Genomic DNA, 24,165 nt, shown 5'->3' on the forward strand with positions numbered 1-24,165 from the left:
CAGGCTTACCCGCGGGATTCACAGGGTGCCGCCTGTTTCAGATGAGGGACGAAATTGCACGGACGGTGCCGCGAATCCAGTTGTTCGGCGAGGATGCCATCCCAACCAGTGCGCACGGCATTGGTCGAGCCCGGCAAGCAGCACACCAGCGTGCCGTTGGCCAGACCGGCCAGGGCTCGGGACTGCACGGTCGAGGTACCGATGTCTGCCACCGAAATCTGCCGGAACAGCTCGCCAAAACCATCGACCTGTTTATCCAGCAGGCAACTCACCGCTTCCGGCGTGCTGTCGCGGCCGGTGAACCCGGTGCCGCCAGTGATCAGCACCACCTGCACGACATCGTCGGCAATCCAGGTGGCGACTTGCGCACGAATTTTGTAGAGATCATCTTTAAGCAGCACCCGCGCCGCGAGGTTATGACCGGCAGCGTTCAGGCGGTCGACGAACACCTGGCCTGAAGTGTCGGTTTCCAGGGTACGGGTATCACTGACAGTCAGCACCGCGATGTTGAGCGGTGCGAAAGGTACATCAGCCTTGGCTTTCATAGGCTCGTCCAGTTGTAGGGGAAACAGCCCGGTGTTATATCACAGCACCTCATTTTTTTGCCGCCCCCAGGGAGAGTTGCCATGACGTCAAATACACCGCTGTCGCTGTGTTCCATTCTGCTCCTGGCGGGAGGGCGCGGCCAACGCATGGGCGGCCAGGACAAGGGGTTGATCGAATGGCATGGCGAACCGCTGATTGCCCACCTGCACCGTAAGACCCGTGCACTCAGCGATGACCTGATCATCTCCTGCAACAGAAACCAGGAAAAATATGCGCCGTACGCCGACCGATTGGTCGTTGATGATCACACCGATTTCCCTGGGCCTCTGGCCGGTATTCGTGCTGGCCTGAAGGCCGCCCGCCATCCGCACCTGCTGGTGTTGCCCTGTGATGTGCCGCGTATTGATGATGCGCTGCTGCAAAGCATGCGCGAAACGGCCGGGCTTCATCCGGACAAGCCGCTAATGCTGCGCCACGGCGAACATTGGGAGCCGTTGCTGTGCGTTATCCCCGTCGCCCTTTTAGATGCGTTCGAAAACGCCTGGAACGAGGGTGAACGCAGCCCGGGCCGGATCATGCGCCAGCTCGGCGCCATTGCCCTGCAATGCCCTGACAATGACCCTCGCCTGGCCAACCTGAACACCCCCGAACTGTTAAGTGCACATAACACTGTGTCAGACTGACACGAGAAGGAACTTGCGCGCGTTGCATACGTCTACAAGCTCAGTAACCAAAAGAATTCATATTCGGAGACACGCTCATGACTCAACGGACCCTCGCCACATTCATGCTCGCACTGGGCCTTGCCACCCTCGCCGGTTGCGCATCGCCAACAGTGATCACCTTGAATGACGGTCGTGAAATCCAGGCCGTCGACCAGCCTAAATTCGATTCCGAGTCGGGTTTCTACGAGTTCGAACAGCTGGATGGCAAGCACACTCGCATCAACAAGGATCAGGTTCGTACTGTTAAAGAGTTGTAAGGTTCAAAGCGATACCTGAAACGGTCAGATTGCCTGGCCAAAAAAATGCCCCGACCTGTCGGGGCATTTTTTATTGCTCTGCGAACGTTATTCAGCGGAAATCCGATAAACCCGCTCTTCCAGCCGCGTCACTCCCGCCTGGACAAATTTCCAGCTATCGTCCAACACGTCCTGCGCCTCTAACAGCTTTACCTGCCATGTTGAACCCAACAAACGCTGCACCTGCGCACCGTCAACCGAGAAGGGTGGCCCAGCCATTTGCGTCTGATCGTAATCCAGCGTGATCAATAATCCCTGTAACCCAACAGGCAAGATGCTTTGGAGATGCGCCGCATACTGCTCACGCATCGTCGGCGGCAAGGCGATCAACGCCGCGCGATCGTACAGCGCGCTGCAATCGGCGACATCGCCAGCGGTCAGCGCGAAGAAATCACCGCACCAAATCTCGATCGAACCCGCCCGATACACGGTGAAGGGGCCTTGGTCGCTGACGTCAGGGTCAAATTGATGCTCGTGGAAAAAGTCTTCCACCGCTTTTTCCGACAATTCGACGCCCAACACTTCATGACCACATTTAGCCAGCCACAGCAGGTCCAGGCTTTTCCCACATAAGGGCACCAGTACGCGCGCGCCCTCCTCCAGGCCCAGTTGCGGCCAGTACCGTTGCAGATATGGATTCACTTCCGGCAGGTGAAAGCCGATCTGATTCGACGTCCACCGCTTGTGCCAAAACTCCGGCTGCATAATTAATCCCGAAAATTCGATCAAAAGACGCTAAAACTTATATTAGATTTAGATCAATGATCTGACTGAAGATGGTGCCATCTTACCCCTCAGGAGCTCATTCATGTTCCCCAGCCTCTACATATCCCATGGTTCGCCGATGCTGGCACTGGAACCGGGGGCCAGCGGCCCGGCCCTGGCGCGCTTGGCTGCAGAAATGCCGAAGCCCAAGGCCATCGTGATTGTGTCAGCGCACTGGGAAAGCAACGAGCTGCTGGTCAGCGGTAACCCGCAGCCTGAAACCTGGCATGACTTCGGCGGCTTCCCAAAGGCCTTGTTCGAAGTGCAATACCCGGCGCCAGGCAATCCACAACTGGCGGCAGAGGTGGTCGAGTTGCTGAAAGCCGATGACTTGCCTGTGCGCATCAACGCCAAGCGACCGTTCGATCACGGGGTCTGGGTGCCGTTGTCATTGATGTACCCGCAGGCCGACATTCCGGTGGTGCAAGTCTCACTGCCAACCCGTGGCGGCCCAGCCCTGCAAACCCGCGTGGGTCATGCGCTGGCCAGTCTGCGCGAACAAGGCGTGTTGCTGATCGGCTCCGGCAGCATCACCCACAACCTGCGTGAACTGGACTGGCATGCCGGCCCGGAAAGCGTCGAGCCGTGGGCCAAGGCGTTCCGTGACTGGATGATTGAAAAACTGGCCGCCAACGATGAAACGGCGTTGCACGATTATCGCCAGCAGGCGCCGAACGCTGTGCGCAACCATCCGAGTGATGAGCATTTGCTGCCGTTGTACTTTGCTCGCGGGGCTGGGGGTGAGTTCGGGATTGCGCACCAGGGATTCACCATGGGGGCGCTAGGCATGGACATTTATCGTTTCGGGTAACGTTAAGATCAAAAGATCGCAGCCTTCGGCAGCTACGCGCCTGTGGGCGCTGCCGAAGGCTGCGATTTTTTTCAGGCAAAAAAAATCCCCGAACCAGTCGGGGATTTTTTATGTTCGATCAATCAGCCCGAGAGCGGATTAATCTTCGCGGTAGCGACGCAGCTTCAACTGCTTTCCAGCAACGCGAGTGTCCTTCAGTTTGGTCAGGAGTTTTTCCAGACCATCTTCCGGCAGTTCGACGAGGCTGAAGCTGTCACGTACCTGGATGCGACCGATTGCTTCGCGAGCCAGGCCACCCTCGTTGAGGATAGCGCCCAGCAGGTTCTTGGCAGCGATACCATCACGCGCGCCCAGCGCGGTACGGCAACGAGCACGACCTTCAGCCAATGCAACCGGAGCACGACGCTCACGATCACCACGGTCCGGACGATCACCGGTACGCTCTGGACGATCGCCGCGCGGTGCGTTGTTCGGCACCAGTGGACGTTCTTTCTCGATCGCAGCCAGGGTCAACGCCTGAGCGTTGGTGGCCTTGCGCAGCAGAGCAGCAGCCAGTGCACGCGGAGTGCAACCGATGTCAGCGGTCAGGCGATCCAGCAGATCACCGTGAGTCGATTCGGCATCAGCAACCAGCGGCGACAGGCTGTTGGTCAGTTTCTTGATGCGAGCATCGAGAACAGCTTGGGCGTCCGGCAGGCGAACTTCAGCAACCTTCTGACCGGTTACACGCTCGATCACTTGCAGCATGCGGCGCTCACGCGGAGTCACCAGCAGCAGTGCACGACCTTCGCGACCGGCACGGCCAGTACGGCCGATACGGTGAACGTAGGATTCCGGGTCGTACGGCATGTCAACGTTGAACACGTGAGTGATACGCGGAACGTCCAGACCACGAGCAGCTACGTCGGTCGCAACAACGATGTCCAGACGGCCATCCTTGAGGGATTCGATCACGCGCTCACGTTGGTTCTGAGCAATGTCACCGTTCAGCGCAGCGGCTTTGTAGCCTTTGGCTTCCAGGGCACTGGCCAGATCCAGGGTCGCTTGCTTGGTGCGCACGAACATGATCAGGGCGTCGAAGTCTTCAACTTCCAGCAGGCTCAATACAGCCGAGGTCTTCTGGTCAGCGTGAACCAACAGGTGAGCCTGTTCGATCGCGGTAACGGTCTGAGTCTTGGTCTGGATCTTCACGTGCTGCGGATCACGCAGGTGACGCTCGGCAATGGCACGGATCGACTGCGGCAGGGTCGCCGAGAACAATACGGTCTGACGGGTTGGAGGCAGAGCCTTGAAGATAACTTCGAGGTCGTCCATGAAACCCAGTTTGAGCATTTCGTCCGCCTCGTCGAGAACCAGGTGGTTCACGGTAGACAGGACTTTTTCGTCACGACGCAGGTGGTCGCACAGACGACCCGGAGTGGCGACAACAATCTGTGCGCCATTGCGGATTGCTTTCAGTTGTGGACCCATAGGGGCGCCGCCGTAAACGGCCACAACGGTAACGCCCGGCATTTGCTTGGCGTAGGTTTCGAAAGCGGTTGCTACTTGCAGCGCCAACTCACGGGTTGGCGCCAGGATCAGGGCTTGCGGCTCGCGCTTAGCAGGATCGATGCGATGCAGGATTGGCAGAGCGAACGCGGCGGTTTTACCGGTACCGGTTTGCGCCTGGCCAATCATGTCGTGGCCGGCCATGATGATCGGGATCGATTGCTGCTGAATAGCCGAAGGCTCTTCGTAGCCAGTCGCGATGACGGCTGCAAGAATATTCGGATTAAGATTAAAAGCGGCGAAGCCGCCGGTTTCCTGGGTCATGGGTCTGCCTCTAAGTGCATCCGCAAAGACCCATGCTCCAAAGCTGCGCATGCCGTGTAAGACTCAAGAGTCGCCCTGGCTGCTTTGTCGGCGGGGATTTGCGAAAACGAATGAATGAAAAAGATTCGTCAAGGAAGAGTCCGCTGTGCGGACGTGCAGCCGAAGCTGACTTCGGGGAATTGCGCTACCTAAACGCGGCCCGGTTAAAGGCCGGCGCGCACTATACCGGAATTCGCCCAAAAAGGGAGCATTATTTGTCGGAAAAATGACGCATACACCGTTATGTCACAGGCTTTGCGGATAATCGCGCAACGGTCTATTTTTCAAAGGCCCGGCCCTGCTGGCGATGGCGCTAAAACGGTTCACCCTTGTGACACAGACCTTCGGTCTGACACCCCCCATCCAGCCCCTTCCCGCCCGAGGAAATGCCTCATGAATCAGCCCGTTTCCAGCCGTGTCAGCCGCGAACGACGCGGCCATGTCCTGTTGATCGGCCTGGACCGGGTCGCCAAGCGCAACGCCTTCGACCTTGATCTGCTCAATGAACTGAGCCTGGCCTACGGCGAGTTCGAGGCCGACAGCGAAGCGCGGGTGGCGATCGTGTTCGGCCATGGCGAGCATTTCACTGCCGGGCTCGACCTGATCAATGCCAGCGCCGCCCTCGCCAACGGTTGGCAGGCACCACCTGGCGGCTGTGATCCATGGGGGGTGTTCGCCGGGCCCAGGGTCAGCAAACCGGTGATTGTCGCCGCCCAGGGTTATTGCCTGACCATTGGCATCGAGCTGATGCTGGCCGCCGATATCAACCTCTGTGCCAGCAATACCCGTTTCGCCCAGATGGAAGTGCAGCGCGGGATCTTCCCGTTCGGCGGCGCCACCCTGCGTCTGCATCAAGTGGCCGGTTGGGGCAACGCCATGCGCTGGCTACTGACCGGCGATGAATTCGACGCCCATGACGCCTTGCGTCTGGGGCTGGTGCAGGAAGTGATGGCCAGCGAGGATTTGCTGCCGAGGGCGATTGAACTGGCCGAGCGCATTGCCCGACAGGCGCCGCTGGGGGTTCAGGCGACGCTGATGTCGGCCAGGCAGGCACGTTACGAAGGGGAAACGGCGGCGGCGCAGGCGTTGCCGCCGATGGTGAAGAAGTTGCTGGCGAGTGAGGATGCAAAGGAAGGCGTGCGGTCTTTGGTGGAACGGCGCCCCGGAATATTCAAAGGTATTTGAAACAGGTGGCGGTCATGCCGACCCCATCGCGGGCAAGCCCGCTCCCACAGGTTCCGCGCCGTACACAAAATCTGTGAACGACACGGTCACTGTGGGAGCGGGCTTGCCCGCGATGGGGCCGGCACATTCAGCGAATCATGTGGCCGGGCGAATCGCCTTGATCAAGGACGTCAACGAATACCCCAATCGCGGCGCCAGCCCTTCGGCCCGGGCGATCAAGCCGTCCATGTCCAGTTCCTGATCCAGCTCCGACGGCACGATCAGGATCACATTGCCCTCCTTCACCGGCAGCTCCCAGTAATGGCGGTGGTAGAGCCCGCGCAACAACGCCGCACCCAGCGGTTTACCATCGTCGGTCGCCCACTGATTGATCACCAGCCAGCCACCCGGATTCAAGCGTTTCTGGCAATCGGTCAGAAACCCCCAGGCCAGATGCCCGACGCCGGGCCCGACATCGGTGTAAAGATCGACGAAAATCAGGTCCGCCGGCTCGGCCGTGTCGAGCAGTTCCAGCGCATCGCCAACCCGGATGTACAACCGAGGATCGTCATCCAGCCCCAGGTATTCGATGGCCAGGCGTGGCACGTCGGGGCGCAACTCGATGGCTTCGACGTCTTCCAGCGGCAGGAACTTGAGACAGGCCTGGGTCAGCGTGCCGGCGCCAAGGCCCAGGAACAGCGCGCTTTCCGGCTGTTCATGGCACAACGCGCCGATCAGCATGGCGCGGGTGTAGTCGTACTCCAGCCAGCTCGGATCGGCAGTGAACACGCAGCTTTGCTCGATGGCATCGCCGAATTCGAGAAAACGGTAATCGGCCACTTCCAGCACGCGAATCACGCCGAACTCATCCTGTACCTCGGCGAGCAGATGCTCGACGCGCTCCTCAGTCATTTCGTCTCCTGATCGTCACCGGGTCTGCCACTTGGCAAACGGTGACGCAATACACCGCAACATGAAGCGGCAAAGGCGCGATTGTCCGCGAAGCGACGGGAATAGGTCACGCACTAATTGCTGATAACATGAGCGCCCGTGCGTAAACACTAGAGAACGTGATGAGCCAACCCTGGAGCCCTGACAGCTGGCGCGCCTTGCCGATCCAGCAACAACCCCAATACCCCGACGCAGCGCATTTGCTGCAGGTCGAGCAAACCCTGGCCAGCTATCCGCCGCTGGTGTTTGCCGGTGAAGCCCGGGAGTTGCGCCGTCAGTTTGCCGAAGTGACCCAGGGCCGCGCGTTTCTGTTGCAGGGCGGCGACTGCGCCGAAAGCTTCGCCGAGTTCTCCGCCGCGAAAATCCGCGACACCTTCAAAGTGTTGCTGCAAATGGCGATCGTCATGACCTTCGCCGCCGGTTGCCCGGTGGTCAAGGTCGGGCGCATGGCCGGTCAGTTCGCCAAGCCGCGTTCGGCCAACGACGAAACCATCAACGGCGTGACCCTGCCCGCCTACCGTGGCGACATCGTCAACGGCATCGGTTTCGACGAAAAAAGCCGCGTCCCGGACCCGGAACGCCTGCTGCAGTCCTATCACCAGTCCACCGCGACCCTGAACCTGCTGCGCGCCTTCGCCCAGGGCGGGTTTGCCGACCTGCATCAGGTGCACAAGTGGAACCTGGATTTCATCGCCAATTCGGCCCTGGCCGAGAAATACAGCCATCTGGCCGATCGCATCGATGAAACCCTGGCCTTCATGCGCGCCTGCGGCATGGACACCTCGCCACAACTGCGCGAAACCAGTTTCTTCACCGCCCACGAAGCGCTGCTGCTGAACTTCGAACAAGCCTTTGTCCGTCGCGACAGCCTGACCAACGATTACTACGACTGCTCGGCCCACATGCTCTGGATCGGCGACCGTACCCGTCAGCTCGACGGCGCACACGTCGAGTTCCTGCGCGGCGTGAACAACCCGATCGGCGTGAAAGTCGGCCCGAGCATGAACCCAGAGGACCTGATTCGCCTGATCGACGTGCTTAATCCGGACAACGATCCAGGTCGCCTGAACCTGATTGCACGGATGGGCGCGAACAAGGTCGGCGATCATCTGCCGCAGTTGATTCGCGCTGTTGAGCGTGAAGGCAAGAAAGTGCTGTGGAGCTGCGACCCGATGCACGGCAACACCATCAAGGCCAGCAGCGGCTACAAGACCCGCGATTTCGCGCAAATCCTCGGCGAGGTTAAGCAGTTCTTCCAGGTCCACGAAGCGGAAGGCACCTATGCCGGCGGTATCCACATCGAAATGACCGGGCAGAACGTGACCGAGTGCATTGGTGGCGCGCGGCCGATTACCGAGGATGGGTTGTCGGACCGTTACCACACCCATTGCGATCCGCGGATGAATGCTGATCAGTCGCTGGAGTTGGCGTTTTTGATTGCCGAGACGTTGAAGCAAGTCCGCCGGTGAGTCAGCCAGTCTCTGGTTGATTGACCTACCGCTATCGCGAGCAAGCTCGCTCCCACAGTGGATCACCTAACCCCTGTGGGAGCGAGCTTGCTCGCGATGACGTCAGCTCAATCACCACAAATTTGAGCCAATGCCACCCTTAACCGCCCCGCACTCACCCGCTGACAATTCAACTGCACCCGCTCCAAGCCCAACCAATCCGCCATCTGCCGCAAATTGACCGCCAACGCCATCATCCCCGCCTCATCCAGCCCCGGCTCTTCTTCATGCACGGCGTGCACCGCCAAACGGCCCAACGCCCGTTCAGCTCGCAAATCCACCCGCGCAGCAATCCGTTCGTTGTGCAAAAACGGCAACACGTAATAGCCGTAGACCCGTTTGTCCTGAGGCGTGTAGATCTCCAACCGATACCGGAAATCAAACAACCGCTCGGTGCGGCTACGCTCCCAGATCAGCGAATCAAACGGTGACAGCAAGGCGCTGGCCTCGACCTTGCGCGGCACCTTGGGCTCGGGCAGGCAATAAGCCGGATGCCGCCAGCCCTCGACTTCGCAGGTCAGCAGCTCACCGGCCTCGACCAACTCAGCCACACGCCGTCGGCTGTCGGCCGGGTTCAGGCGAAAATAGTCCCGCAGGTCCTTTTCCGTCGCCACACCCAAGGCATTCGCGGCATGCAACAACAGACCGCATTGGGCTTCGGCTTCTGTGAGCAAAGGCTGCTGGAGAACGGCCGAGGGAATGACTCGCTCTGGCAAATCGTAAAGCCGTTCGAACCCGCGCCGGCCAGCGACAGTCACCTCCCCAGCGGCAAACAGCCATTCCAGCGCATGCTTTTCGGCGCTCCAGTCCCACCACGGCCCGGCCCGTTCCTGACGGGTCGACAAACTGCCAGCGCCCAGCGCGCCCAATTCCTCAACCGAACCCAGCACCCGGCGAATCGTGTCCTGTTCCTCACGCCCAAACCGCGCCAGTTGCTGGTAGATGTCTTCGCCACGGGTAGCGCGCTGCATGCGCCAGCGCATCAGCGGGTACATGGACAACGGCAACAACGAAGCTTCGTGGCCCCAATATTCGAACAACGTGCGTCGACGGCCCTGACTCCAGGCAGCCTGGTCGAGCAAGTCGGATGAATAGTTGCCGAGGCGGGAAAACAAGGGAAGGTAGTGCGAGCGCACTAACGCATTGACCGAATCGATCTGCAAAATGCCCAGGCGTTCGATCAGTCGGTTGAGTTGTACCGGCTTGATCGCCGCTGGCGGCTGGCGCCCGTTGAACCCTTGGGCAGCCAGTGCCAGACGTCGAGCCTGTTTGTTGGAAAAGGACAGCGTTGCGGGCATGAGCATCTCCTTGTCTGCTCGCAACCTACCTCACCAGGAAGGGGTTTGTGTAGCAATGGAATCATCATTTATGCATCGGATCGTCCCAGAACGGCCGGATCGATTCGTGCTCGACATCCGCACGACTCACACCGATGTCCTTCAGCGCTTCATCGCTCAGGCTCGCCAATAGCTCACGTTCGCGGTGAAGTTCGTACCAGCGACTAAACTTGTGCAGCAAATCGGAAACCGCGTGGATTGAGAATTTTTCTGCCGTTACATGCTCGTGTTGACCTTTCATCATGTCGCCCTCCTTTAGGGATGGCTCAAGTCTCGCGCCGAAGCTAAGATCAATCCAACGAATGTTTCTGATGGTATGCATCTCGGAGATTGATGAATGTCGGCGTACCCAAGTATCGATACTGATGTACTGCGCACCTTTGTTGCCATCGCCGACCAGGGCGGCTTCACCCGTGCCGGCGAAATGGTCAACCGCACTCAGTCTGCGGTGAGCATGCAGATGAAACGCCTGGAAGAGGACGTGTTGCAGCGCCAGCTGTTCGAACGCGACGGGCGCCAGGTCAAGCTGACCGCCGAAGGCCAGGTGCTGCTCGGCTATGCGCGACGCATCCTCAAACTCCACAGCGAAGTCTTCAATACCCTGCGCGAGCCGCACATGGTCGGCACGGTGCGCATCGGCACGCCGGATGATTACGTGATGCGCTTTCTGCCGGGGATCCTGTCGCGATTCGCGCAGTTCTACCCGCTGATCCAGATCGAAGTTCATTGCGAATCGACCAAGCAACTGTTGCAGCGCACCGATCTCGATCTATCGATCGTCACTCGCGAGCCGGGCACCGAGATTGGCCAGTTGCTGCGCAAGGAACGTTTTGTCTGGGCCGAAGCGCAATGTTTCAGCGCCCACGAGCAAACGCCCCTGCCCCTGGCGATGTTCAACAGTGATTGTTTCTGCCGGTTGTGGGCGTGCAACGCCCTCGACGCGATGGGCCGCGATTACCGCATTGCCTACAACAGCTCGAGCCTGTCGGCGCTGATGGCGGTGGTCAGCGCCGGGCTGGCGGTGACCGCGCAACTGGAAAGCCTGATCACCCCGGACATGCGAATCCTCGGCGCCGCCGAAGACCTGCCGCTGCTGCCCGAGGCCTGCATTATGCTGGTGCGCAACCTCCACAACCCGTCGCCAATCACCGAATGCCTGGCCGAGCACATCGTCGAAGGCTTCAAACTTTAAACGCGAGCATCACCGCACAGAACACCAGGAAACCACAGAACAGCCCGCGCAGCAGCCGTTCCGGCATGGCGTGAGCGACTTTCACACCCCAACTGATGCTCAGCAATCCACCGACTGCCAAGGGCAGGCCAATCATCCAGTTCACTTGATGATGCGCCGCGTAAGTTACCAAGGTAACGCCGGTGCTCGGCAACGCCAGCGCCAGCGACAAACCTTGGGCCACCACCTGAGTGGTGCCGAACAGGCTGGTCAGCACCGGCGTCGCCACCACCGCCCCGCCCACACCAAACAACCCGCCCATGGTCCCGGATGCCGCGCCCAGCACGCCCAGCCATGGCCACGAATAACGCATTTCGGAAGTGGTAGCGGGTTGACGACCGAACATTTTCAGCAGGTTGTAGGTCGACAGGGCGACCAGGAACGCGACAAATCCCACGCGCATGGTTTGCGCATCAATGCCCACTGCCCAGATCGAACCGATCCAGGCAAAGCAGAACCCCATCGAAGCCAGTGGCAATGCATGGCGCAATTCAATGCGATTGCGTTGGTGATAACGCCACAGCGCGAGCATCACGTTCGGCACCACCATCACCAGCGCCGTGCCTTGGGCCAGTTGCTGGTCGAGCCCGCACAACACGCCGAGCAGCGGAATGGCGATCAGACCACCGCCAATGCCGAACAAACCACCCAAAGTGCCCAGGGCCGCGCCAAAGATCAGGTACATCAAAAACTCAATCACAGGCCAATTCCCTCTCGTCAGGTCTTTCATCCTACGCAGTCGGCGCTAGCGGGGAAACGCACAGCAACGCACAATGGCTGTGCCGATTTCGCACAGGCACTGGTAGAACCATGAACCCCAATCAATTGACCGACCAACTCGGGCTGTTCCTCGATGTGCTGGAAACCGGGAGCTTTTCCGCCGCGTCCCGGCGCCATCCGCTGACGCCTTCGGCGGTGGCCCGACGCATCGACAGTCTGGAAAACGCGGTCGGCAGCCAGTTGTTTCTGCGTAGCACCCACGCCGTGCGCGCGACCCCGGCCGGGTTGGCGTTTGCCGAACGTGCGCGGCGGATCGTTGCCGAGCTGCGCCTGGCCCGGGCCGAAGCGGTGTCCCTGAGCAGCGCGCCCGAAGGCTTGATTCGGGTCGACGCGCCAGCGGCATTCGGACGCCGGCATCTGGCCCCGGTCATTGCCGATTTTCTGATGCTGTATCCCGGCCTCGACGTGCAATTGCACCTGATCGACAGCTTTGTCGACATGCAGGGCTTGAACCTGGGCAAGGTCGATCTGGTGCTGCGCGCCGGGCAGATCGCCGATACCCGGCTGGTGGCCACACCGCTGGCGAACATGGTGCGCATTGCCTGCGCCAGTCCCGACTATTTGAAGCGCCGAGGCGTGCCGACCGATCCGTCGCAACTGAGCGAACACGATGGTCTGGACTGGGACGGCCTGGCCCCGCCCTTCGCCTGGCGCTTTGAACGGGACGGGCACATGCAGTTGCACCGACCCGCGCGCATCCGCATGAGCGCCAACAATGCCGAAGCGCTGGTCTGCGGCGCACTGGCCGGGCTGGGCATCGCGCACCTGCCGACATGGCTGGCCAGCGAATACCTGCTGCGCGGCGAACTGCTGCCGCTGTTCTGCGAAAAGGGCTTGCCAAAACCCGAGACCGCAGGGATTTACGCTCTGCGCCTGGAGCAACAGGCCAGTTCTCGCAGTCGTTTGCTGCTGGAATACCTGAAAACCCGCTTCAGCCCGATTGCCCCATGGGATCTGGCGCTGCAAAGCGATCTGGGCCGGCACTAGCCATAATTATCTGGCGCATTAAAGATTCGCCCGCTAGATTCATGACGATCACTGATCAAGGCTTTGACATGACCACCGAACGCAACACCCCGGACAACTGCGACAACCTGCTGCTGGACAATCAGGTCTGCTTCGCCTTGCACTCCACTTCGCTACTGATGACCAAGGTCTACAAACCTTTGCTGCAAGCACTGGGGCTAACCTATCCGCAGTACCTGGCGATGATGGTGTTGTGGGAACGGGATGGATTGACCGTAGGCGAAATCAGCACGCGACTGCTGACCGATCCGGGGTCGTTGACGCCGCTGCTTAAACGCCTGGAAGTCGAAGGTTTGCTCAGCCGGACCCGCAGCCGTGAAGATGAACGGGTGGTGATTGTCGAACTGACCGAACAGGGTCGCGCCCTGCGGGACAAGGCTCGGGACATTCCGCAGTGCATCCTTGGCGCCAGCGGCTTCAGCCTGGAGCGTCTGCAAAACCTGCAGTCCGAATTGCAGGCCCTGCGCAGCTACCTGCAAAACAGCCTCGCCTGATTCTTGTAGGAGCAAGGCTTGCCCGCGAAGACTTGCTCCCTGCCGGAATCGCTTTGACTGATACACCGCCATCGCGGGCAAGCCTTGCTCCTACAAAGACTTTTCGCCTTCCGAAAACGCCCTCCGACCGCTCTAGACCGCGCTTATAAACGTCATTGAACGAAGCATCGGAATTATCAGCGCTGCATTTTCAAAAATTTATATTGCGCACAAACTATTAGCGAACTACATTTACCTCGCAGTTACTTAGCGCGCAAACATTTAGCGCAAAACACCAAAAACCCGAATGAGACTCACACCATGCAAACTCTCTACACCGCAATCGCAACCTCCACCGGTGGCCGTGACGGTCGTGCGGTTTCCAGCGACGACATCCTCGACGTCAAACTCGCCACTCCGAAAGAACTCGGTGGTGCTGGCGGCTCGGCGACCAACCCGGAACAACTGTTCGCCGCCGGCTACTCCGCCTGTTTCATCGGCGCACTGAAGTTCGTCGCCAGCCAGACCAAACGCACCATCCCGAACGACGCTTCGATCACCGCCCATGTCGGCATCGGCCAGATCCCGGGCGGTTTCGGACTGGACATTGACCTGCACATCAGCCTGCCGGGTCTTGAGCAAGCCGATGCACAAACCCTGGTTGATGCCGCTCACCAGGTCTGCCCGTACTCGAACGCCACCCGTGGCAACGTCGATGTGCGCCTGCACGTCACTGTCTGAATAAAGCAAAAAGATCGCAGCCTGCGACAGCGCCTACACCGAATCCTGTAGGAAATGCCGCAGGCTGCGATCTTTCGATCTTTCTGGCAGGCACAAAAAAGCCCGACTCAATGGTCGGGCTTTTTCATTACTCAAGCTGTGCTTATTTAGCACGGCCTTTGTAGGAACCGCCTTCGCGGGTGTCGATTTCGATGCGATCACCGATTTCGATGAAGTCGGCAACTTGCAGCTCAGTACCGTTGCTCAACTTGGCAGGCTTCATGACTTTGCCGGAAGTGTCACCGCGAGCGGAACCTTCGGTGTAGTCAACTACGCGCACGATAGTGGTCGGCAGTTCTACGGAAACCAGGCGCTCTTCGAAGAAGATCGCTTCGCAAACATCGGTCATGCCTTCTTCAACGAAAGGCAGAACGGCTTCGATGTCCTCAGCGTTCAGCTCGTACATGGTGTAGTCAGTGGTGTCCATGAACGTGTAGGTGTCGCCGCTGATGAAGGACAGGGTCGCTTCTTTACGGTCGAGGATTACGTCGTCCAGTTTGTCGTCAGCGCTGTAAACGATCTCGGTCTTGTAACCGGTCAGCAGGTTCTTCAGCTTGGTCTTCATGATCGCGCTGTTACGACCGGACTTGGTGAATTCAGCTTTCTGAACCAGCCAAGGATCGTTTTCGAGACGGATCACGGTACCGGGTTTCAGTTCTTTACCAGTTTTCATTGCGAATATCCGAATTTGGATGGGATTTACAAAAATCTAGGCCGCGTATCATATCCAATTTACATAAAACTGTACCAGCGCTGCGGCAAGATCAGCCTGCAAGGCTTGTTCCAGACACCACGCCTCGGCATGTTTTTCCAGCTCCGGCCAGTGTTTACGGGTCGCCAGCCACTGGTCGGCCATGTCTTCGCCAGCATTCCACGCCCGCCAAAGACCGCTGATCGCCTCGCTGGCCGGCGTCGACAAGCCTTTTGTATAGAGCGCGATGAAGGCTTCGAGCTTCTCCAGGTGCACATCTTCTTCCTGCTGATAGATGTGCCAGAGCATCGGCCGCCCTGCCCATTGGGCGCGGACAAACGAGTCTTCGCCGCGTACAGCATTGAAATCGCAGCACCAGAGCAGGTGATCGTATTGATCCTGCCGGACGAACGGCAGCACCTGAACAGTCAGTGCATCGCGCACATGCAGCGCACCGGCCACCAGGCCGCTGACCCCGAGCCAGCGTTCGACATCACCGAGAATCCGCCCTTCGGGCACCAGCAGATGCGTGGGTGTCGGGTCGGTCGACAGCCTGTCAAGCCAGCTCGCCAGCCCAGTGTTTTCGTAGGCAAACAGCGAGATCAACCGGGCTGCGGGTGCACGATCAACGCCCAAACCTTGCAGGAATTCTCGCTGGGCTTCGGGGCTTTGCTGAAACTGCCGACGCCGCTCCAGCAATCCGCTTTCACGCAGCAAGCCACCGGTGTCCTTCTGGAACCCCGGGAAGAAGAAGTACTTCTGCACGCTCTTGTACTTCACCGACGGCAGACCGTGGCAACCGATGACCCAGTCCTCGGCGCTCAAGTAATCCAGATTCAGCCACAACGGCGGTTTTTCCTGCTCGACCATGGCGTCCATGTACACGCCGGGCAGTTGGCAAGCGAACGCGGCGATCACCACATCAGCGGCATCAACCGGTTGCCATTCGGCTGGCCAGTGACACACCTCGACTCCCTGCTGCCATTGCTGGGGCGCATTGATGTCGATTTCCGGGCACAGGCGTTCGAAGGCGCGCAGGTCGTCAACCCATAGGCGCACGACCACAGAATGTTCGGCCACCAGTTGCCGGGCCAGGCGCCAGGTCACGCCGATGTCGCCAAAGTTGTCGACCACCGTGCAAAAAATATCCCAGCGGGTTTTCAGTTCAGGCATTGCGGGCTCCCGTTGGCAAAGGCGCCGATTGTCCGCATAAATTACCCCGTGCAGAAGAGCCGACGGCGATTAATCTTCGTGCGACAATCGCCATCCGCCCGCGACTACCCGCCAGGAGGCAGCCATGCCCTACCGTCCCAACCCGCGCCGCCCGTTGCCGATTCGCCTCAATGCCATGCAATTGACCGCCAGTATTGCCGTGGGTCTTTGGCTGGGGTTCATCGCCATCGCGCTGACCTGTTGGCTCGCTTCGCGTTTTTTGCCCTCCGAGCAATTGGCGCCCGTGGCTCAGGTCGTCCAGCGGCTGACCCAACCGACGGCAGTGGTGCAACCGGTGCCGGACATCCCGCCTCAGAGCCCGCTGTTCGAACAATACAAAGAAAACCTGCGCAAGAACGAACAGCAACAAACCCTGGATCAGGCCCGCACGAATAACCGCAACCTGTCGAATCCGAAATGCCAGTTCTGGCTGCAACAGGACCAGACCGCGCCGAGCGAAAAAAGCCGCGCCAACGTCCTGCAATTCTGCGATTGATCATGAAGCTCTCTATGCACAAGCCGACCGTCCACCAACTGATTCTCGACAAGCTGCGCATCGATCTCGACATCGCCGAACGCGCTGCGCAAACCGCCTACGAAACCGCGACCCACGAAGAAAATATCGCCGAAAACAAGTACGACACGTTGGGGCTGGAGGCGTCTTACCTCGCGGCCGGGCAGGCGAAACGGGTCGAGGAAATCCGTCATTCACTGACGCTGTGCCAAAACCTGACATTGCGCCCGTATGACGATCAGCGCGGTATCGAGGTCGGCGCCCTGCTCGGCCTGGAGGACGAGAAGGGTCGTGAACAATGGCTGTTCCTGGCCCCCGATGCGGCGGGTTTGAAGGTTGACTTGGTGGGGCAGATGATCACCGTCATCACCCCCCGCTCGCCGCTGGGCAAAAGCCTGCTGGGCAAGTTCGAAGGGGACGATGTGGAGATTCTGGTGGCGGGCGCTCGGCAACAGTTTGCTGTCACCGAGGTTGTGTAAGGCAGATTAATGGACTGGTAATTCGACGCCGTCGAACAGCTCTTCCAGTTCCTGCTTGTTGTGGCACTGAATGGCTTTGGCCATGACTTCGCGGGTCAGGTGCGGGGCAAACTTCTCGATGAAGTCGCACATGAAACCACGCAGGAACGTGCCGCGACGGAAACCGATTTTGGTAATACTGGACTCGAACAGATCGCTGGCATCAAGCATCACCAGGTCGCTATCGAGTTTGGCGTCGACCGCCATTTTGGCGACGATGCCCACGCCCAGACCCAGGCGAACGTAAGTCTTGATCACGTCGGCGTCGGCGGCGGTGAACACCACTTTCGGCGTCAGGCCACGATGGCTGAAGGCTTCGTCGAGTTTCGAGCGGCCGGTGAAACCGAACACGTAGGTCACGATCGGGTATTCGGCCAGGGCTTCGAGGGTCAGCTTCGGCAGCTTGGTCAGGGGGTGCCCCTGAGGCACAACCACGCAGCGGTTCCAGCGGTAGCACGGCATCATCACCAGGTCGCCGAACAGCTCGAGGGCTTCGGTGGCAATGGCAAAATCAACGGTGCCGTCAGCGGCCATTTCGGCGATCTGCATCGGCGAACCCTGGTGCATGTGCAGGGCTACGTCCGGGTATTGCTTGATGAAATTGCTGATCACCGGCGGCAGCGCATAACGCGCTTGGGTGTGGGTGGTGGCGATCGACAGGGTGCCTTTCTTCTCGTTGGAGAATTCCTGGGCGATCTGCTTGATGCTTTCAACCTTGCGCAGGATCTCGCCGGCGGTGGTGATGATACGCTCGCCGGCCGGGGTGACGCGGGTCAGGTGCTTGCCGCTGCGAGCGAACACCTCAACGCCCAATTCGTCTTCCAATAGGCGGATCTGCTTACTGATGCCCGGCTGCGAGGTGTAGAGACTTTGGGCTGTAGCGGAAACGTTGAGGTCGTGGTGCGCCACTTCCCAGATGTAGCGCAATTGTTGAAGCTTCATATGAATCCCTCAAAGCAGGTAGACGCCACGGGCATCAGCGACGGTATATAACTATATTAATGGTTTGAAGAATAAATCTAGAACTTTTTTATCAAAACGCCATTATTCGTGTTCTGGCGTCCTGCTTCGTGAATACGCTCCTCTTTTGACGAGGGACTGTTGCTGCCAGGCAACGCACCATGGCAGTAACAGGCCCCGTCAAAAAGGAACAGTATTTGCGAAGCAGGACACTAACGATCACCTTGGCGCCGACGTTCCACCAACGGCACCAGATAGACCGGCACCCGCGCCAGTTGCAGCACACGCGCCGCCGTACGCCCCAAAGGTGTTTCCGCACCAGCACGATGGCTATGACTACCTAGGATCAGCAAATCCACCGAGAGTTTCTGCGCCTGCTCAAGAATCACCTGCGACGGATCGCCCTGAAGCACCCGCACCGCTTTGATCCGCTCCAGATCCTGCTCGCCCTCCTCCCCCAGCTCTTCACGAAAGCTTTCGAGCACCCGTTGCTCAATATTGGCGATTACCGTGCTCAGGCCCTGACTGTGAAACTCGTTCAGCGCCTGTTCATCGAGATAACTTTGCAGCACCGATTCGGCGAACAGCCCCATGGGTTCCACCGCGTGCACCACATACAAGTCGGCATTGAATGTTCGCGCCAATGCCAAGGCGTGCTGCATCACCAAAGGTGCGTACAGGCCGAGGTCGGTGGCATACAGCATGGAACCAATCATATGACCTCCTTGCGTGCCAACTTGGCGGAGATTTGATTCAGCTTAGCAGTGCCTTGGCGTGTACGACGGGCCGCGTAACGCCTTGAAGCAAGGGCTTAAACTTTCTGCTCGTTGCTGATGCCGTGAGGCACATGACCGGTGGCGACCACTTCGCGAGCCAGTTCGCAATGGCCGGCCTGATCATCGAAAAACACGTCGGCGGCAAAGGCTTCCAAAAACGCCGCTTTGGTCAGGCCGCCGAGAAACAGCGATTCGTCCAGGCGAATGTCCCACTCGCGCAGCGTGCGGATCACACGCTCGTGGGCCGGTGCCGAACGTGCAGTCACCAGCGCCGTGCGGATCGGGCAAGCGTCGTCGGGGAATTCGCGCTGCAACAGATTGAGCGCCGCCAGGAAGCCTTTGAACGGCCCACCGCGCAAGGGCTCGCGGGCAGCTTCACGTTCACTGGCCTGAAATGCCGCAAGGCCACCCGATTGATACACGCGCTCCGACTCGTCGGAAAACAGCACCGCGTCACCGTCGAAGGCAATGCGCAATTCGTCACTGGCCGCACGGCTCGCGCCGCCCGACAGAATGGTCGCGGCGGCAAAGCCGGCATCGAGTGCGCTGCGCACATCTTCGGCATGAGTCGACAGAAACAGGTCGCAACCAAAAGCCTTGAGGTACGGATAAGGACTGCGCCCGCCGACAAACGCCGCACGGGAAATCGCCAGGCCGTAGTGGTGAATCGAGTTGAACACCCGCAGGCCGGTGTCGGCACTATTGCGCGATACCAGCACGACTTCGACCCGGGCGCGGCCAAGGCTGGTATTGAGTTTCAGGAGTTTTTCCACCAGCGCAAAGGCATCGCCGGGCTCGAGGATCTCGTCTTCGTGCTCGATCTGGTATTGCCGATAGGCTTCGACGCCGCTCGACTCATACACCTTGTGGCTCTCGCTCAAGTCGAACAACGCTCGCGATGAAATCGCCAGCACCAACTTGTCATCTATGTCCTTGGCCATGCCCGTCCCCTCTGGTTGATCGACTTAAACGTTTCGTCGATCGATAAAACCAAGCGCCCGATACAAGGCCTCGATGCGCGGCAATTCACATCCCGCCGCTTTCGCCGCCGCCAGGGGCCGAGCGTAGATCGCTTCCAGCTCCAGCGGTCGTTTGTGCTGGAAATCGTGGTACATGCTCGGCCAATAGTCGGGCATTTTTTCGGTCACCATAAACAGGTGATCGGCATACCCGGCCGGGATGTCGTGACCGCAGGCGATTGCGCCCCGAACCACTTCGGCCATCAACGCCTTGATCAGTTCCCGACTGTCGGCGTCGGCCATCAGCGGTGTAGTGCTCGCCCCAAGCAGCACCGACAGACCGTTGTAAGGGATATTCCAGACCAGTTTTTGCCAGCGCGCCTGATGCAGGTTCGGCATGCCCTGAGAGTCGATGCCAGCCGAGCGGAACAATCCTGCGCCCTCTTCGACGATTGCCTGGCGGGCCTGCTCATCACCGGCCGGGCCGCTGTGATAACCGACATTCACCGCGCCGAGGGCCTGATGGGTAATCTGCCCCGGCCCGTCCCGATGCACGCAGATCAGGCATAAACCGCCCAATACATGCAGGGAGTCGGGGAGCAGTTCACGCAGGCTGTCCTCGACGTCCAGACCGTTTTGCAACACCAGCACTTTCGCGTCGGGTTTGCCTGCCTGGACAATCGCCGGGGCGAGGCCGGCGGTGCTGGTGGTCTTGGCGCCGACAAGAAGCCAGTCGCACGGCGGCATGTCTTCGGCCGCGGAATAGGCCTGCACCGGATCGAGAGTCAGCTTGCCGTGCACCGCGCTGTCCACCTGCAAACCACGCTCGGCAACGGCAGAGAATTCGCTGCGCAACAGAAAGTGCACATCGAATCCGGCCCGCGCCAGCATCAAACCGTAGAACCCGCCGATGGCCCCAGTACCGATAATCCCCACCACCGGTTTGTTGATTGTCCCCATTTATGGCAACTCCTCTGCAATTCGATCCAGTGCCTGGGCCAGTGCCGCATTCAGCGCATCAGCAGCCAGGCGCGTGTGCAATGCCCCAAAGAACTCACCGTCGCGCACCACAAACAGCGCCGGCAAATGAAAGACCTCATAACGTTCCACCAACCCGCCATTGTTGCCGGCGTCGATCCAGCACAACTGATCGACCACCAGATCAAGCCTTGGCAATTGCTCGCGGGCAAAACGGCAACTGGCGCAGCCGACGCTGGTGAAAATCACCAGTGAAGTACCGCTCATCGCCAGCAGCCGTTGGTCGGCGTCGAAATCGGTCAGTTCCGATTCGAACACTATACTGGGGGAAACAATGTCAAATGGGCGACACAGGGAGTCCGTGTTCATGGGACGTTTTCTTCCTCATCCTGACGATGTGCCCGTGGAGCTGACGCTACTCAAACATGAGTGCATTTCACGGCAACGGCTGCACACTATCAGCCTCGGCGGCATGGCTTGCAATTACCACCGCGCCTGGCGCCACGGCACGGCGCTGGAAGTTCGCATGCCGACCTTGAACCCCGACTTGCGTTACCTAGGCTATGTAGCCTGGTGCCTGCGACGAAAGCGCGGCTATCTGGTGGGCATTGCCTTTGTTGACGAGCAGATGCTGTTCAGTGCCCGGATGGGCGAACAGGCATGCCAGATCGAACGCTATTGCCGCCTGCACGAGGTGCAGGAGGACTTGCAGGATATTCAAGCGCTGGCCCTCGAATGGGTCCAGCAGCATGCCGACGAGTTCTCCCACGACACGGTTCGCAAGGCTTTTGCACAGCCTGTGCTGGATTAGGTCCACGCGCAAACTAACTGAGAATGCCCCCTAAACCAGTGTTTGCCCATTGTCGAGCCACGGTGTAACGCGCTAAGGTTCCGCTCCCGACGCGCTTAATTTGCTGTGCTCCGCCGCGCGGGTTCGCTGGCGGCCGGCACCCGTGACCTGACGAGTAAACGATGGCTGATTTACCGATCAACGACCTAAACGTCGCTTCCAACGAGACGCTGATCACCCCTGATCAGCTCAAGCGTGATATCCCTCTGAGCGACGCTGCCCTGCGCACCGTGACCAAAGGCCGCGAAGTCATTCGCAACATTCTTGATGGCACCGACCACCGCTTGTTCGTTGTGATCGGGCCTTGCTCGATCCACGACATCAAGGCTGCCCACGAATACGCCGAGCGCCTGAAAACACTGGCCGCCGAAGTGTCCGATACCTTGTATCTGGTCATGCGCGTGTATTTCGAGAAGCCACGGACCACCGTTGGCTGGAAAGGTCTGATCAACGATCCGTACCTGGACGACTCGTTCAAGATTCAGGACGGTTTGCACATCGGTCGCAAATTGCTGCTGGACCTGGCCGAGATGGGTCTGCCGACCGCGACCGAAGCCCTCGACCCGATCTCCCCGCAATATTTGCAGGACCTGATCAGTTGGTCGGCCATTGGCGCGCGCACCACCGAATCCCAGACTCACCGTGAAATGGCCTCCGGCCTGTCCTCGGCAGTCGGCTTCAAGAACGGCACCGACGGCGGCCTGACCGTGGCGATCAACGCCCTGCAGTCGGTTTCCAGCCCGCACCGTTTCCTGGGCATCAACCAGGAAGGTGGCGTTTCGATCGTCACCACCAAGGGCAACGCCTACGGTCACGTGGTATTGCGCGGTGGCAACGGCAAGCCGAACTACGATTCGGTCAGCGTCGCACTGTGCGAGCAAGCGCTGAACAAAGCCAAGATCAAGCCAAACATCATGGTTGATTGCAGCCACGCCAACTCCAACAAGGACCCGGCCCTGCAACCACTGGTGATGGAGAACGTCGCCAACCAGATCCTCGAAGGCAACCAGTCGATCATCGGCCTGATGGTCGAGAGTCACCTGAACTGGGGCTGCCAGGCGATCCCGAAAGACCTCGCCGATCTGCAATATGGCGTATCGATCACCGATGCCTGCATCGACTGGTCTGCCACCGAAAACACCTTGCGCAGCATGCATGCCAAGCTCAAGGACGTGCTGCCGAAACGCGATCGCAGCTGATCGCCGTTTTCTGCGCACACAAAAACGCCGGGCTAAACCCGGCGTTTTTTTATGCGTTGTGTTTACTGGCTCAGCTTGGCAGCGTGCCGCTGGTGACGCTCCATGTAGCGCTCCACGTAGGAGCACGATGGAATGACTGTGTAACCCATTTCCTCGGCGTACTGCAGCGCCTGCTCGGTCAATGCCGCCGCAATGCCGCGGCCACGCAAGGCGTTGGGCACGAAAGTGCGATAGATATCCAGGGTCTGTTTCCCCAGATCCATATAGGTCAGGTAGGCACGATGACCGTCCACATTGGTCTCGAACTGATGACCAGCCTGGTCATGGTGGATGGACAACGCCTCGCTCATCACTACTCCTCGCGGGTCTTGGATTCTGACCCCTACCTTACCGATGTTTTTCCGGCGAAGGAACATCTACGCCACCCTGTGCCTGAATGGACACCGAGAAGAGCTGCACCTATCTCGCGCAACCGGGCACGTATCAAATAGTAGGCACCATTGGCAGAAATGCTCAAGGTGCGCTCGTCATCACGTTGGGGGCGGCAGGTACGGCTCCGGGTTACGCAGGGACGGCTCGACCGAGGATCTTCCCCGGGTCGAAAGCCTGAACATTGCCGGATGTTGAGACTTAAGACGAGCGCCCTTTGTTAAAGTCACCTCAACATGCAGAAAGATATGAGAGGCGCTGCGCAAAATCCGAACAAAAGTGTAGACGACAGCATGTAGACAGACTTTAACAAAGACTGAAAATACCGCCTTTTTGATCGGGAACTTTTTGCGCACGGCTCGCTCAGCTCGGGCTTTCTAGCTGGATATTTTTTATCCAGTGCAGTTAAAAGTTGCTCGAAAAAGAATCAACGCCTACAATTTTTTTTGCTTCTTGCTTTACGTCAGTTTACTTACGACAAGTAATGGGTAGTATGTACGCCGGCTATTTCCTCACTCTGAGGAGACAGCTACTTAATAGAAAGTCCTTGAAGGGGAACACGATGAACAACGTTCTGAAATTCTCTGCTCTGGCTCTGGCCGCAGTTCTGGCTACCGGTTGCAGCAGCGTATCGAAAGAAACCGAAGCACGTCTGACCGCTACTGAAGACGCAGCTGCTCGCTCCCAGGCTCGTGCAGACGAAGCTTACCGTAAAGCTGATGAAGCTCTGGCTGCTGCTCAAAAAGCACAACAGACTGCTGACGAAGCTAACGAGCGTGCTCTGCGCATGCTGGACAAAGCTAGCCGCAAGTAATAATCCTTCGGGGTTGTTATC

Annotated in this window: 29 protein-coding genes; 14 read left to right on the top strand and 15 right to left on the bottom strand. The window is 59.1% G+C overall.

Annotation, left to right across the window (positions count from 1 at the left end):
• Positions 1-5: 5 nt before the first annotated feature.
• The gene (moaB, locus tag JFT87_RS24025) at positions 6-545 is read right to left on the bottom strand and encodes a molybdenum cofactor biosynthesis protein B (RefSeq protein ID WP_201205449.1); all 540 of its coding nucleotides are present in this window, start codon (positions 543-545) and stop codon (positions 6-8) included.
• Positions 546-626: 81 nt separating this feature from the next.
• Here moaB and mobA point away from each other — a divergent pair, with 81 nt between their 5' ends.
• Together mobA and JFT87_RS24035 are read left to right on the top strand one after the other, a co-directional pair.
• Positions 627-1,229, top strand: coding sequence for a molybdenum cofactor guanylyltransferase MobA (mobA, locus tag JFT87_RS24030; protein ID WP_201205451.1), 603 nt, complete (start codon positions 627-629; stop codon positions 1,227-1,229).
• Between the two features lie 77 nt (positions 1,230-1,306).
• Positions 1,307-1,528: a YgdI/YgdR family lipoprotein gene (locus JFT87_RS24035; protein WP_201191232.1), complete on the top strand. Its 222-nt coding sequence runs from the start codon at positions 1,307-1,309 to the stop codon at positions 1,526-1,528.
• Positions 1,529-1,615: 87 nt separating this feature from the next.
• On the opposite strand, the gene JFT87_RS24040 is transcribed toward JFT87_RS24035, so the two are convergent.
• Positions 1,616-2,272, bottom strand: coding sequence for a thiopurine S-methyltransferase (locus tag JFT87_RS24040; protein WP_201205453.1), 657 nt, complete (start codon positions 2,270-2,272; stop codon positions 1,616-1,618).
• Between the two features lie 103 nt (positions 2,273-2,375).
• Here JFT87_RS24040 and JFT87_RS24045 point away from each other — a divergent pair, with 103 nt between their 5' ends.
• A complete protein-coding gene (locus JFT87_RS24045; protein ID WP_201205455.1) occupies positions 2,376-3,143 on the top strand; it encodes a DODA-type extradiol aromatic ring-opening family dioxygenase in 768 nt (255 codons plus the stop codon).
• Positions 3,144-3,281: 138 nt separating this feature from the next.
• Here the strand turns inward: JFT87_RS24045 and JFT87_RS24050 are convergent, their stop codons facing one another.
• Complete coding sequence (locus JFT87_RS24050; protein WP_123510266.1) at positions 3,282-4,955, bottom strand: DEAD/DEAH box helicase; 1,674 nt, start codon at positions 4,953-4,955, stop codon at positions 3,282-3,284.
• 432 nt (positions 4,956-5,387) lie between these two features.
• On the opposite strand from JFT87_RS24050, the gene JFT87_RS24055 reads away from it, so the two are divergent.
• Positions 5,388-6,179: a crotonase/enoyl-CoA hydratase family protein gene (locus JFT87_RS24055; protein ID WP_201205458.1), complete on the top strand. Its 792-nt coding sequence runs from the start codon at positions 5,388-5,390 to the stop codon at positions 6,177-6,179.
• Between the two features lie 135 nt (positions 6,180-6,314).
• Here the strand turns inward: JFT87_RS24055 and JFT87_RS24060 are convergent, their stop codons facing one another.
• Positions 6,315-7,070 carry a spermidine synthase gene (locus tag JFT87_RS24060; RefSeq protein WP_201191269.1) on the bottom strand — a complete coding sequence of 252 codons (756 nt, stop codon included), beginning with the start codon at positions 7,068-7,070 and terminating at the stop codon, positions 6,315-6,317.
• A 161-nt stretch (positions 7,071-7,231) separates the two neighbouring features.
• Between JFT87_RS24060 and JFT87_RS24065 the strand changes: the two genes are divergently transcribed.
• On the top strand, positions 7,232-8,578 hold the full coding sequence (locus JFT87_RS24065; protein ID WP_201205460.1) for a class II 3-deoxy-7-phosphoheptulonate synthase: 1,347 nt from the start codon (positions 7,232-7,234) through the stop codon (positions 8,576-8,578).
• 107 nt (positions 8,579-8,685) lie between these two features.
• Here JFT87_RS24065 and JFT87_RS24070 read toward each other — a convergent pair whose 3' ends face one another.
• On the bottom strand, positions 8,686-9,915 hold the full coding sequence (locus JFT87_RS24070) for a winged helix-turn-helix domain-containing protein (protein ID WP_201205462.1): 1,230 nt from the start codon (positions 9,913-9,915) through the stop codon (positions 8,686-8,688).
• 64 nt (positions 9,916-9,979) lie between these two features.
• Positions 9,980-10,195, bottom strand: coding sequence for a DUF1127 domain-containing protein (locus tag JFT87_RS24075; protein WP_123410637.1), 216 nt, complete (start codon positions 10,193-10,195; stop codon positions 9,980-9,982).
• Between the two features lie 96 nt (positions 10,196-10,291).
• Here JFT87_RS24075 and JFT87_RS24080 point away from each other — a divergent pair, with 96 nt between their 5' ends.
• Positions 10,292-11,146, top strand: coding sequence for a LysR substrate-binding domain-containing protein (locus tag JFT87_RS24080; protein WP_201205463.1), 855 nt, complete (start codon positions 10,292-10,294; stop codon positions 11,144-11,146).
• On the opposite strand, the gene JFT87_RS24085 is transcribed toward JFT87_RS24080, so the two are convergent.
• Complete coding sequence (locus tag JFT87_RS24085; protein WP_201206736.1) at positions 11,136-11,870, bottom strand: sulfite exporter TauE/SafE family protein; 735 nt, start codon at positions 11,868-11,870, stop codon at positions 11,136-11,138. The genes JFT87_RS24080 and JFT87_RS24085 overlap by 11 nt on opposite strands.
• Before the next feature lie 125 nt (positions 11,871-11,995).
• Between JFT87_RS24085 and JFT87_RS24090 the strand changes: the two genes are divergently transcribed.
• From JFT87_RS24090 to JFT87_RS24100, 3 genes are all read left to right on the top strand, one after another.
• Positions 11,996-12,952: a LysR family transcriptional regulator gene (locus tag JFT87_RS24090; RefSeq protein WP_201205465.1), complete on the top strand. Its 957-nt coding sequence runs from the start codon at positions 11,996-11,998 to the stop codon at positions 12,950-12,952.
• A gap of 68 nt (positions 12,953-13,020) precedes the next feature.
• Positions 13,021-13,485, top strand: coding sequence for a MarR family winged helix-turn-helix transcriptional regulator (locus JFT87_RS24095; RefSeq protein WP_201205467.1), 465 nt, complete (start codon positions 13,021-13,023; stop codon positions 13,483-13,485).
• Positions 13,486-13,785: 300 nt separating this feature from the next.
• Entirely contained in the window at positions 13,786-14,205 is a 420-nt protein-coding gene (locus JFT87_RS24100) for an organic hydroperoxide resistance protein (RefSeq protein ID WP_201205469.1), read from the top strand.
• Positions 14,206-14,347: 142 nt separating this feature from the next.
• Here the strand turns inward: JFT87_RS24100 and JFT87_RS24105 are convergent, their stop codons facing one another.
• Positions 14,348-14,917 (bottom strand): elongation factor P, encoded by a 570-nt coding sequence (locus JFT87_RS24105; protein WP_032626910.1) that lies wholly within the window; start codon positions 14,915-14,917, stop codon positions 14,348-14,350.
• Between the two features lie 48 nt (positions 14,918-14,965).
• Positions 14,966-16,108 carry an elongation factor P maturation arginine rhamnosyltransferase EarP gene (gene earP, locus JFT87_RS24110; RefSeq protein ID WP_201205471.1) on the bottom strand — a complete coding sequence of 381 codons (1,143 nt, stop codon included), beginning with the start codon at positions 16,106-16,108 and terminating at the stop codon, positions 14,966-14,968.
• Positions 16,109-16,232: 124 nt separating this feature from the next.
• Here earP and JFT87_RS24115 point away from each other — a divergent pair, with 124 nt between their 5' ends.
• Both JFT87_RS24115 and JFT87_RS24120 read left to right on the top strand, forming a co-directional pair.
• Positions 16,233-16,643 (top strand): hypothetical protein, encoded by a 411-nt coding sequence (locus JFT87_RS24115; RefSeq protein WP_201205473.1) that lies wholly within the window; start codon positions 16,233-16,235, stop codon positions 16,641-16,643.
• A 14-nt stretch (positions 16,644-16,657) separates the two neighbouring features.
• Positions 16,658-17,140 carry a GreA/GreB family elongation factor gene (locus tag JFT87_RS24120; protein WP_201205475.1) on the top strand — a complete coding sequence of 161 codons (483 nt, stop codon included), beginning with the start codon at positions 16,658-16,660 and terminating at the stop codon, positions 17,138-17,140.
• Between the two features lie 6 nt (positions 17,141-17,146).
• Here JFT87_RS24120 and cysB read toward each other — a convergent pair whose 3' ends face one another.
• The 5 genes from cysB to JFT87_RS24145 all read right to left on the bottom strand — a co-directional run bounded on the left by cysB (position 17,147) and on the right by JFT87_RS24145 (position 21,221).
• Positions 17,147-18,121 (bottom strand): HTH-type transcriptional regulator CysB, encoded by a 975-nt coding sequence (cysB, locus tag JFT87_RS24125; RefSeq protein WP_054052018.1) that lies wholly within the window; start codon positions 18,119-18,121, stop codon positions 17,147-17,149.
• A 230-nt stretch (positions 18,122-18,351) separates the two neighbouring features.
• Positions 18,352-18,855, bottom strand: a complete 504-nt coding sequence (locus tag JFT87_RS24130) for a universal stress protein (protein WP_201205477.1) — start codon at positions 18,853-18,855, stop codon at positions 18,352-18,354.
• Between the two features lie 95 nt (positions 18,856-18,950).
• On the bottom strand, positions 18,951-19,856 hold the full coding sequence (locus tag JFT87_RS24135; protein ID WP_201205479.1) for a 5'-nucleotidase: 906 nt from the start codon (positions 19,854-19,856) through the stop codon (positions 18,951-18,953).
• A 24-nt stretch (positions 19,857-19,880) separates the two neighbouring features.
• Positions 19,881-20,834, bottom strand: a complete 954-nt coding sequence (locus JFT87_RS24140) for a putative 2-dehydropantoate 2-reductase (RefSeq protein ID WP_201205481.1) — start codon at positions 20,832-20,834, stop codon at positions 19,881-19,883.
• Positions 20,835-21,221, bottom strand: coding sequence for a thioredoxin family protein (locus tag JFT87_RS24145; protein ID WP_201205483.1), 387 nt, complete (start codon positions 21,219-21,221; stop codon positions 20,835-20,837).
• Between JFT87_RS24145 and JFT87_RS24150 the strand changes: the two genes are divergently transcribed.
• On the top strand, positions 21,220-21,663 hold the full coding sequence (locus tag JFT87_RS24150; RefSeq protein WP_201205485.1) for a PilZ domain-containing protein: 444 nt from the start codon (positions 21,220-21,222) through the stop codon (positions 21,661-21,663). The two genes, JFT87_RS24145 and JFT87_RS24150, sit on opposite strands and share 2 nt — an antisense overlap.
• Before the next feature lie 161 nt (positions 21,664-21,824).
• Positions 21,825-22,901, top strand: coding sequence for a 3-deoxy-7-phosphoheptulonate synthase (locus JFT87_RS24155; RefSeq protein WP_149660118.1), 1,077 nt, complete (start codon positions 21,825-21,827; stop codon positions 22,899-22,901).
• 62 nt (positions 22,902-22,963) lie between these two features.
• Here the strand turns inward: JFT87_RS24155 and JFT87_RS24160 are convergent, their stop codons facing one another.
• Positions 22,964-23,251 carry a GNAT family N-acetyltransferase gene (locus JFT87_RS24160; RefSeq protein WP_020800382.1) on the bottom strand — a complete coding sequence of 96 codons (288 nt, stop codon included), beginning with the start codon at positions 23,249-23,251 and terminating at the stop codon, positions 22,964-22,966.
• A 641-nt stretch (positions 23,252-23,892) separates the two neighbouring features.
• On the opposite strand from JFT87_RS24160, the gene oprI reads away from it, so the two are divergent.
• Complete coding sequence (gene oprI / locus JFT87_RS24165; protein WP_002553018.1) at positions 23,893-24,144, top strand: outer membrane lipoprotei OprI; 252 nt, start codon at positions 23,893-23,895, stop codon at positions 24,142-24,144.
• The last annotated feature ends 21 nt before the right edge of the window (positions 24,145-24,165 follow it).

The sequence above is a fragment of the Pseudomonas sp. TH15 genome, from assembly GCF_016651105.1.
Taxonomy (GTDB): Bacteria; Pseudomonadota; Gammaproteobacteria; order Pseudomonadales; family Pseudomonadaceae; genus Aquipseudomonas.

What these genes read in the sequence shown, in the direction of transcription:
- moaB (WP_201205449.1), bottom strand. Translation starts at nt 545, where the DNA reads ATGAAAGCCAAGGCTGATGTACCTTTCGCACCGCTCAACATCGCGGTG.
- mobA (WP_201205451.1), top strand. Translation starts at nt 627, where the DNA reads ATGACGTCAAATACACCGCTGTCGCTGTGTTCCATTCTGCTCCTGGCG.
- JFT87_RS24035 (WP_201191232.1), top strand. Translation starts at nt 1,307, where the DNA reads ATGACTCAACGGACCCTCGCCACATTCATGCTCGCACTGGGCCTTGCC.
- JFT87_RS24040 (WP_201205453.1), bottom strand. Translation starts at nt 2,272, where the DNA reads ATGCAGCCGGAGTTTTGGCACAAGCGGTGGACGTCGAATCAGATCGGC.
- JFT87_RS24045 (WP_201205455.1), top strand. Translation starts at nt 2,376, where the DNA reads ATGTTCCCCAGCCTCTACATATCCCATGGTTCGCCGATGCTGGCACTG.
- JFT87_RS24050 (WP_123510266.1), bottom strand. Translation starts at nt 4,955, where the DNA reads ATGACCCAGGAAACCGGCGGCTTCGCCGCTTTTAATCTTAATCCGAAT.
- JFT87_RS24055 (WP_201205458.1), top strand. Translation starts at nt 5,388, where the DNA reads ATGAATCAGCCCGTTTCCAGCCGTGTCAGCCGCGAACGACGCGGCCAT.
- JFT87_RS24060 (WP_201191269.1), bottom strand. Translation starts at nt 7,070, where the DNA reads ATGACTGAGGAGCGCGTCGAGCATCTGCTCGCCGAGGTACAGGATGAG.
- JFT87_RS24065 (WP_201205460.1), top strand. Translation starts at nt 7,232, where the DNA reads ATGAGCCAACCCTGGAGCCCTGACAGCTGGCGCGCCTTGCCGATCCAG.
- JFT87_RS24070 (WP_201205462.1), bottom strand. Translation starts at nt 9,915, where the DNA reads ATGCCCGCAACGCTGTCCTTTTCCAACAAACAGGCTCGACGTCTGGCA.
- JFT87_RS24075 (WP_123410637.1), bottom strand. Translation starts at nt 10,195, where the DNA reads ATGAAAGGTCAACACGAGCATGTAACGGCAGAAAAATTCTCAATCCAC.
- JFT87_RS24080 (WP_201205463.1), top strand. Translation starts at nt 10,292, where the DNA reads ATGTCGGCGTACCCAAGTATCGATACTGATGTACTGCGCACCTTTGTT.
- JFT87_RS24085 (WP_201206736.1), bottom strand. Translation starts at nt 11,870, where the DNA reads ATGTACCTGATCTTTGGCGCGGCCCTGGGCACTTTGGGTGGTTTGTTC.
- JFT87_RS24090 (WP_201205465.1), top strand. Translation starts at nt 11,996, where the DNA reads ATGAACCCCAATCAATTGACCGACCAACTCGGGCTGTTCCTCGATGTG.
- JFT87_RS24095 (WP_201205467.1), top strand. Translation starts at nt 13,021, where the DNA reads ATGACCACCGAACGCAACACCCCGGACAACTGCGACAACCTGCTGCTG.
- JFT87_RS24100 (WP_201205469.1), top strand. Translation starts at nt 13,786, where the DNA reads ATGCAAACTCTCTACACCGCAATCGCAACCTCCACCGGTGGCCGTGAC.
- JFT87_RS24105 (WP_032626910.1), bottom strand. Translation starts at nt 14,917, where the DNA reads ATGAAAACTGGTAAAGAACTGAAACCCGGTACCGTGATCCGTCTCGAA.
- earP (WP_201205471.1), bottom strand. Translation starts at nt 16,108, where the DNA reads ATGCCTGAACTGAAAACCCGCTGGGATATTTTTTGCACGGTGGTCGAC.
- JFT87_RS24115 (WP_201205473.1), top strand. Translation starts at nt 16,233, where the DNA reads ATGCCCTACCGTCCCAACCCGCGCCGCCCGTTGCCGATTCGCCTCAAT.
- JFT87_RS24120 (WP_201205475.1), top strand. Translation starts at nt 16,658, where the DNA reads ATGCACAAGCCGACCGTCCACCAACTGATTCTCGACAAGCTGCGCATC.
- cysB (WP_054052018.1), bottom strand. Translation starts at nt 18,121, where the DNA reads ATGAAGCTTCAACAATTGCGCTACATCTGGGAAGTGGCGCACCACGAC.
- JFT87_RS24130 (WP_201205477.1), bottom strand. Translation starts at nt 18,855, where the DNA reads ATGATTGGTTCCATGCTGTATGCCACCGACCTCGGCCTGTACGCACCT.
- JFT87_RS24135 (WP_201205479.1), bottom strand. Translation starts at nt 19,856, where the DNA reads ATGGCCAAGGACATAGATGACAAGTTGGTGCTGGCGATTTCATCGCGA.
- JFT87_RS24140 (WP_201205481.1), bottom strand. Translation starts at nt 20,834, where the DNA reads ATGGGGACAATCAACAAACCGGTGGTGGGGATTATCGGTACTGGGGCC.
- JFT87_RS24150 (WP_201205485.1), top strand. Translation starts at nt 21,220, where the DNA reads ATGGGACGTTTTCTTCCTCATCCTGACGATGTGCCCGTGGAGCTGACG.
- JFT87_RS24145 (WP_201205483.1), bottom strand. Translation starts at nt 21,221, where the DNA reads ATGAACACGGACTCCCTGTGTCGCCCATTTGACATTGTTTCCCCCAGT.
- JFT87_RS24155 (WP_149660118.1), top strand. Translation starts at nt 21,825, where the DNA reads ATGGCTGATTTACCGATCAACGACCTAAACGTCGCTTCCAACGAGACG.
- JFT87_RS24160 (WP_020800382.1), bottom strand. Translation starts at nt 23,251, where the DNA reads ATGAGCGAGGCGTTGTCCATCCACCATGACCAGGCTGGTCATCAGTTC.
- oprI (WP_002553018.1), top strand. Translation starts at nt 23,893, where the DNA reads ATGAACAACGTTCTGAAATTCTCTGCTCTGGCTCTGGCCGCAGTTCTG.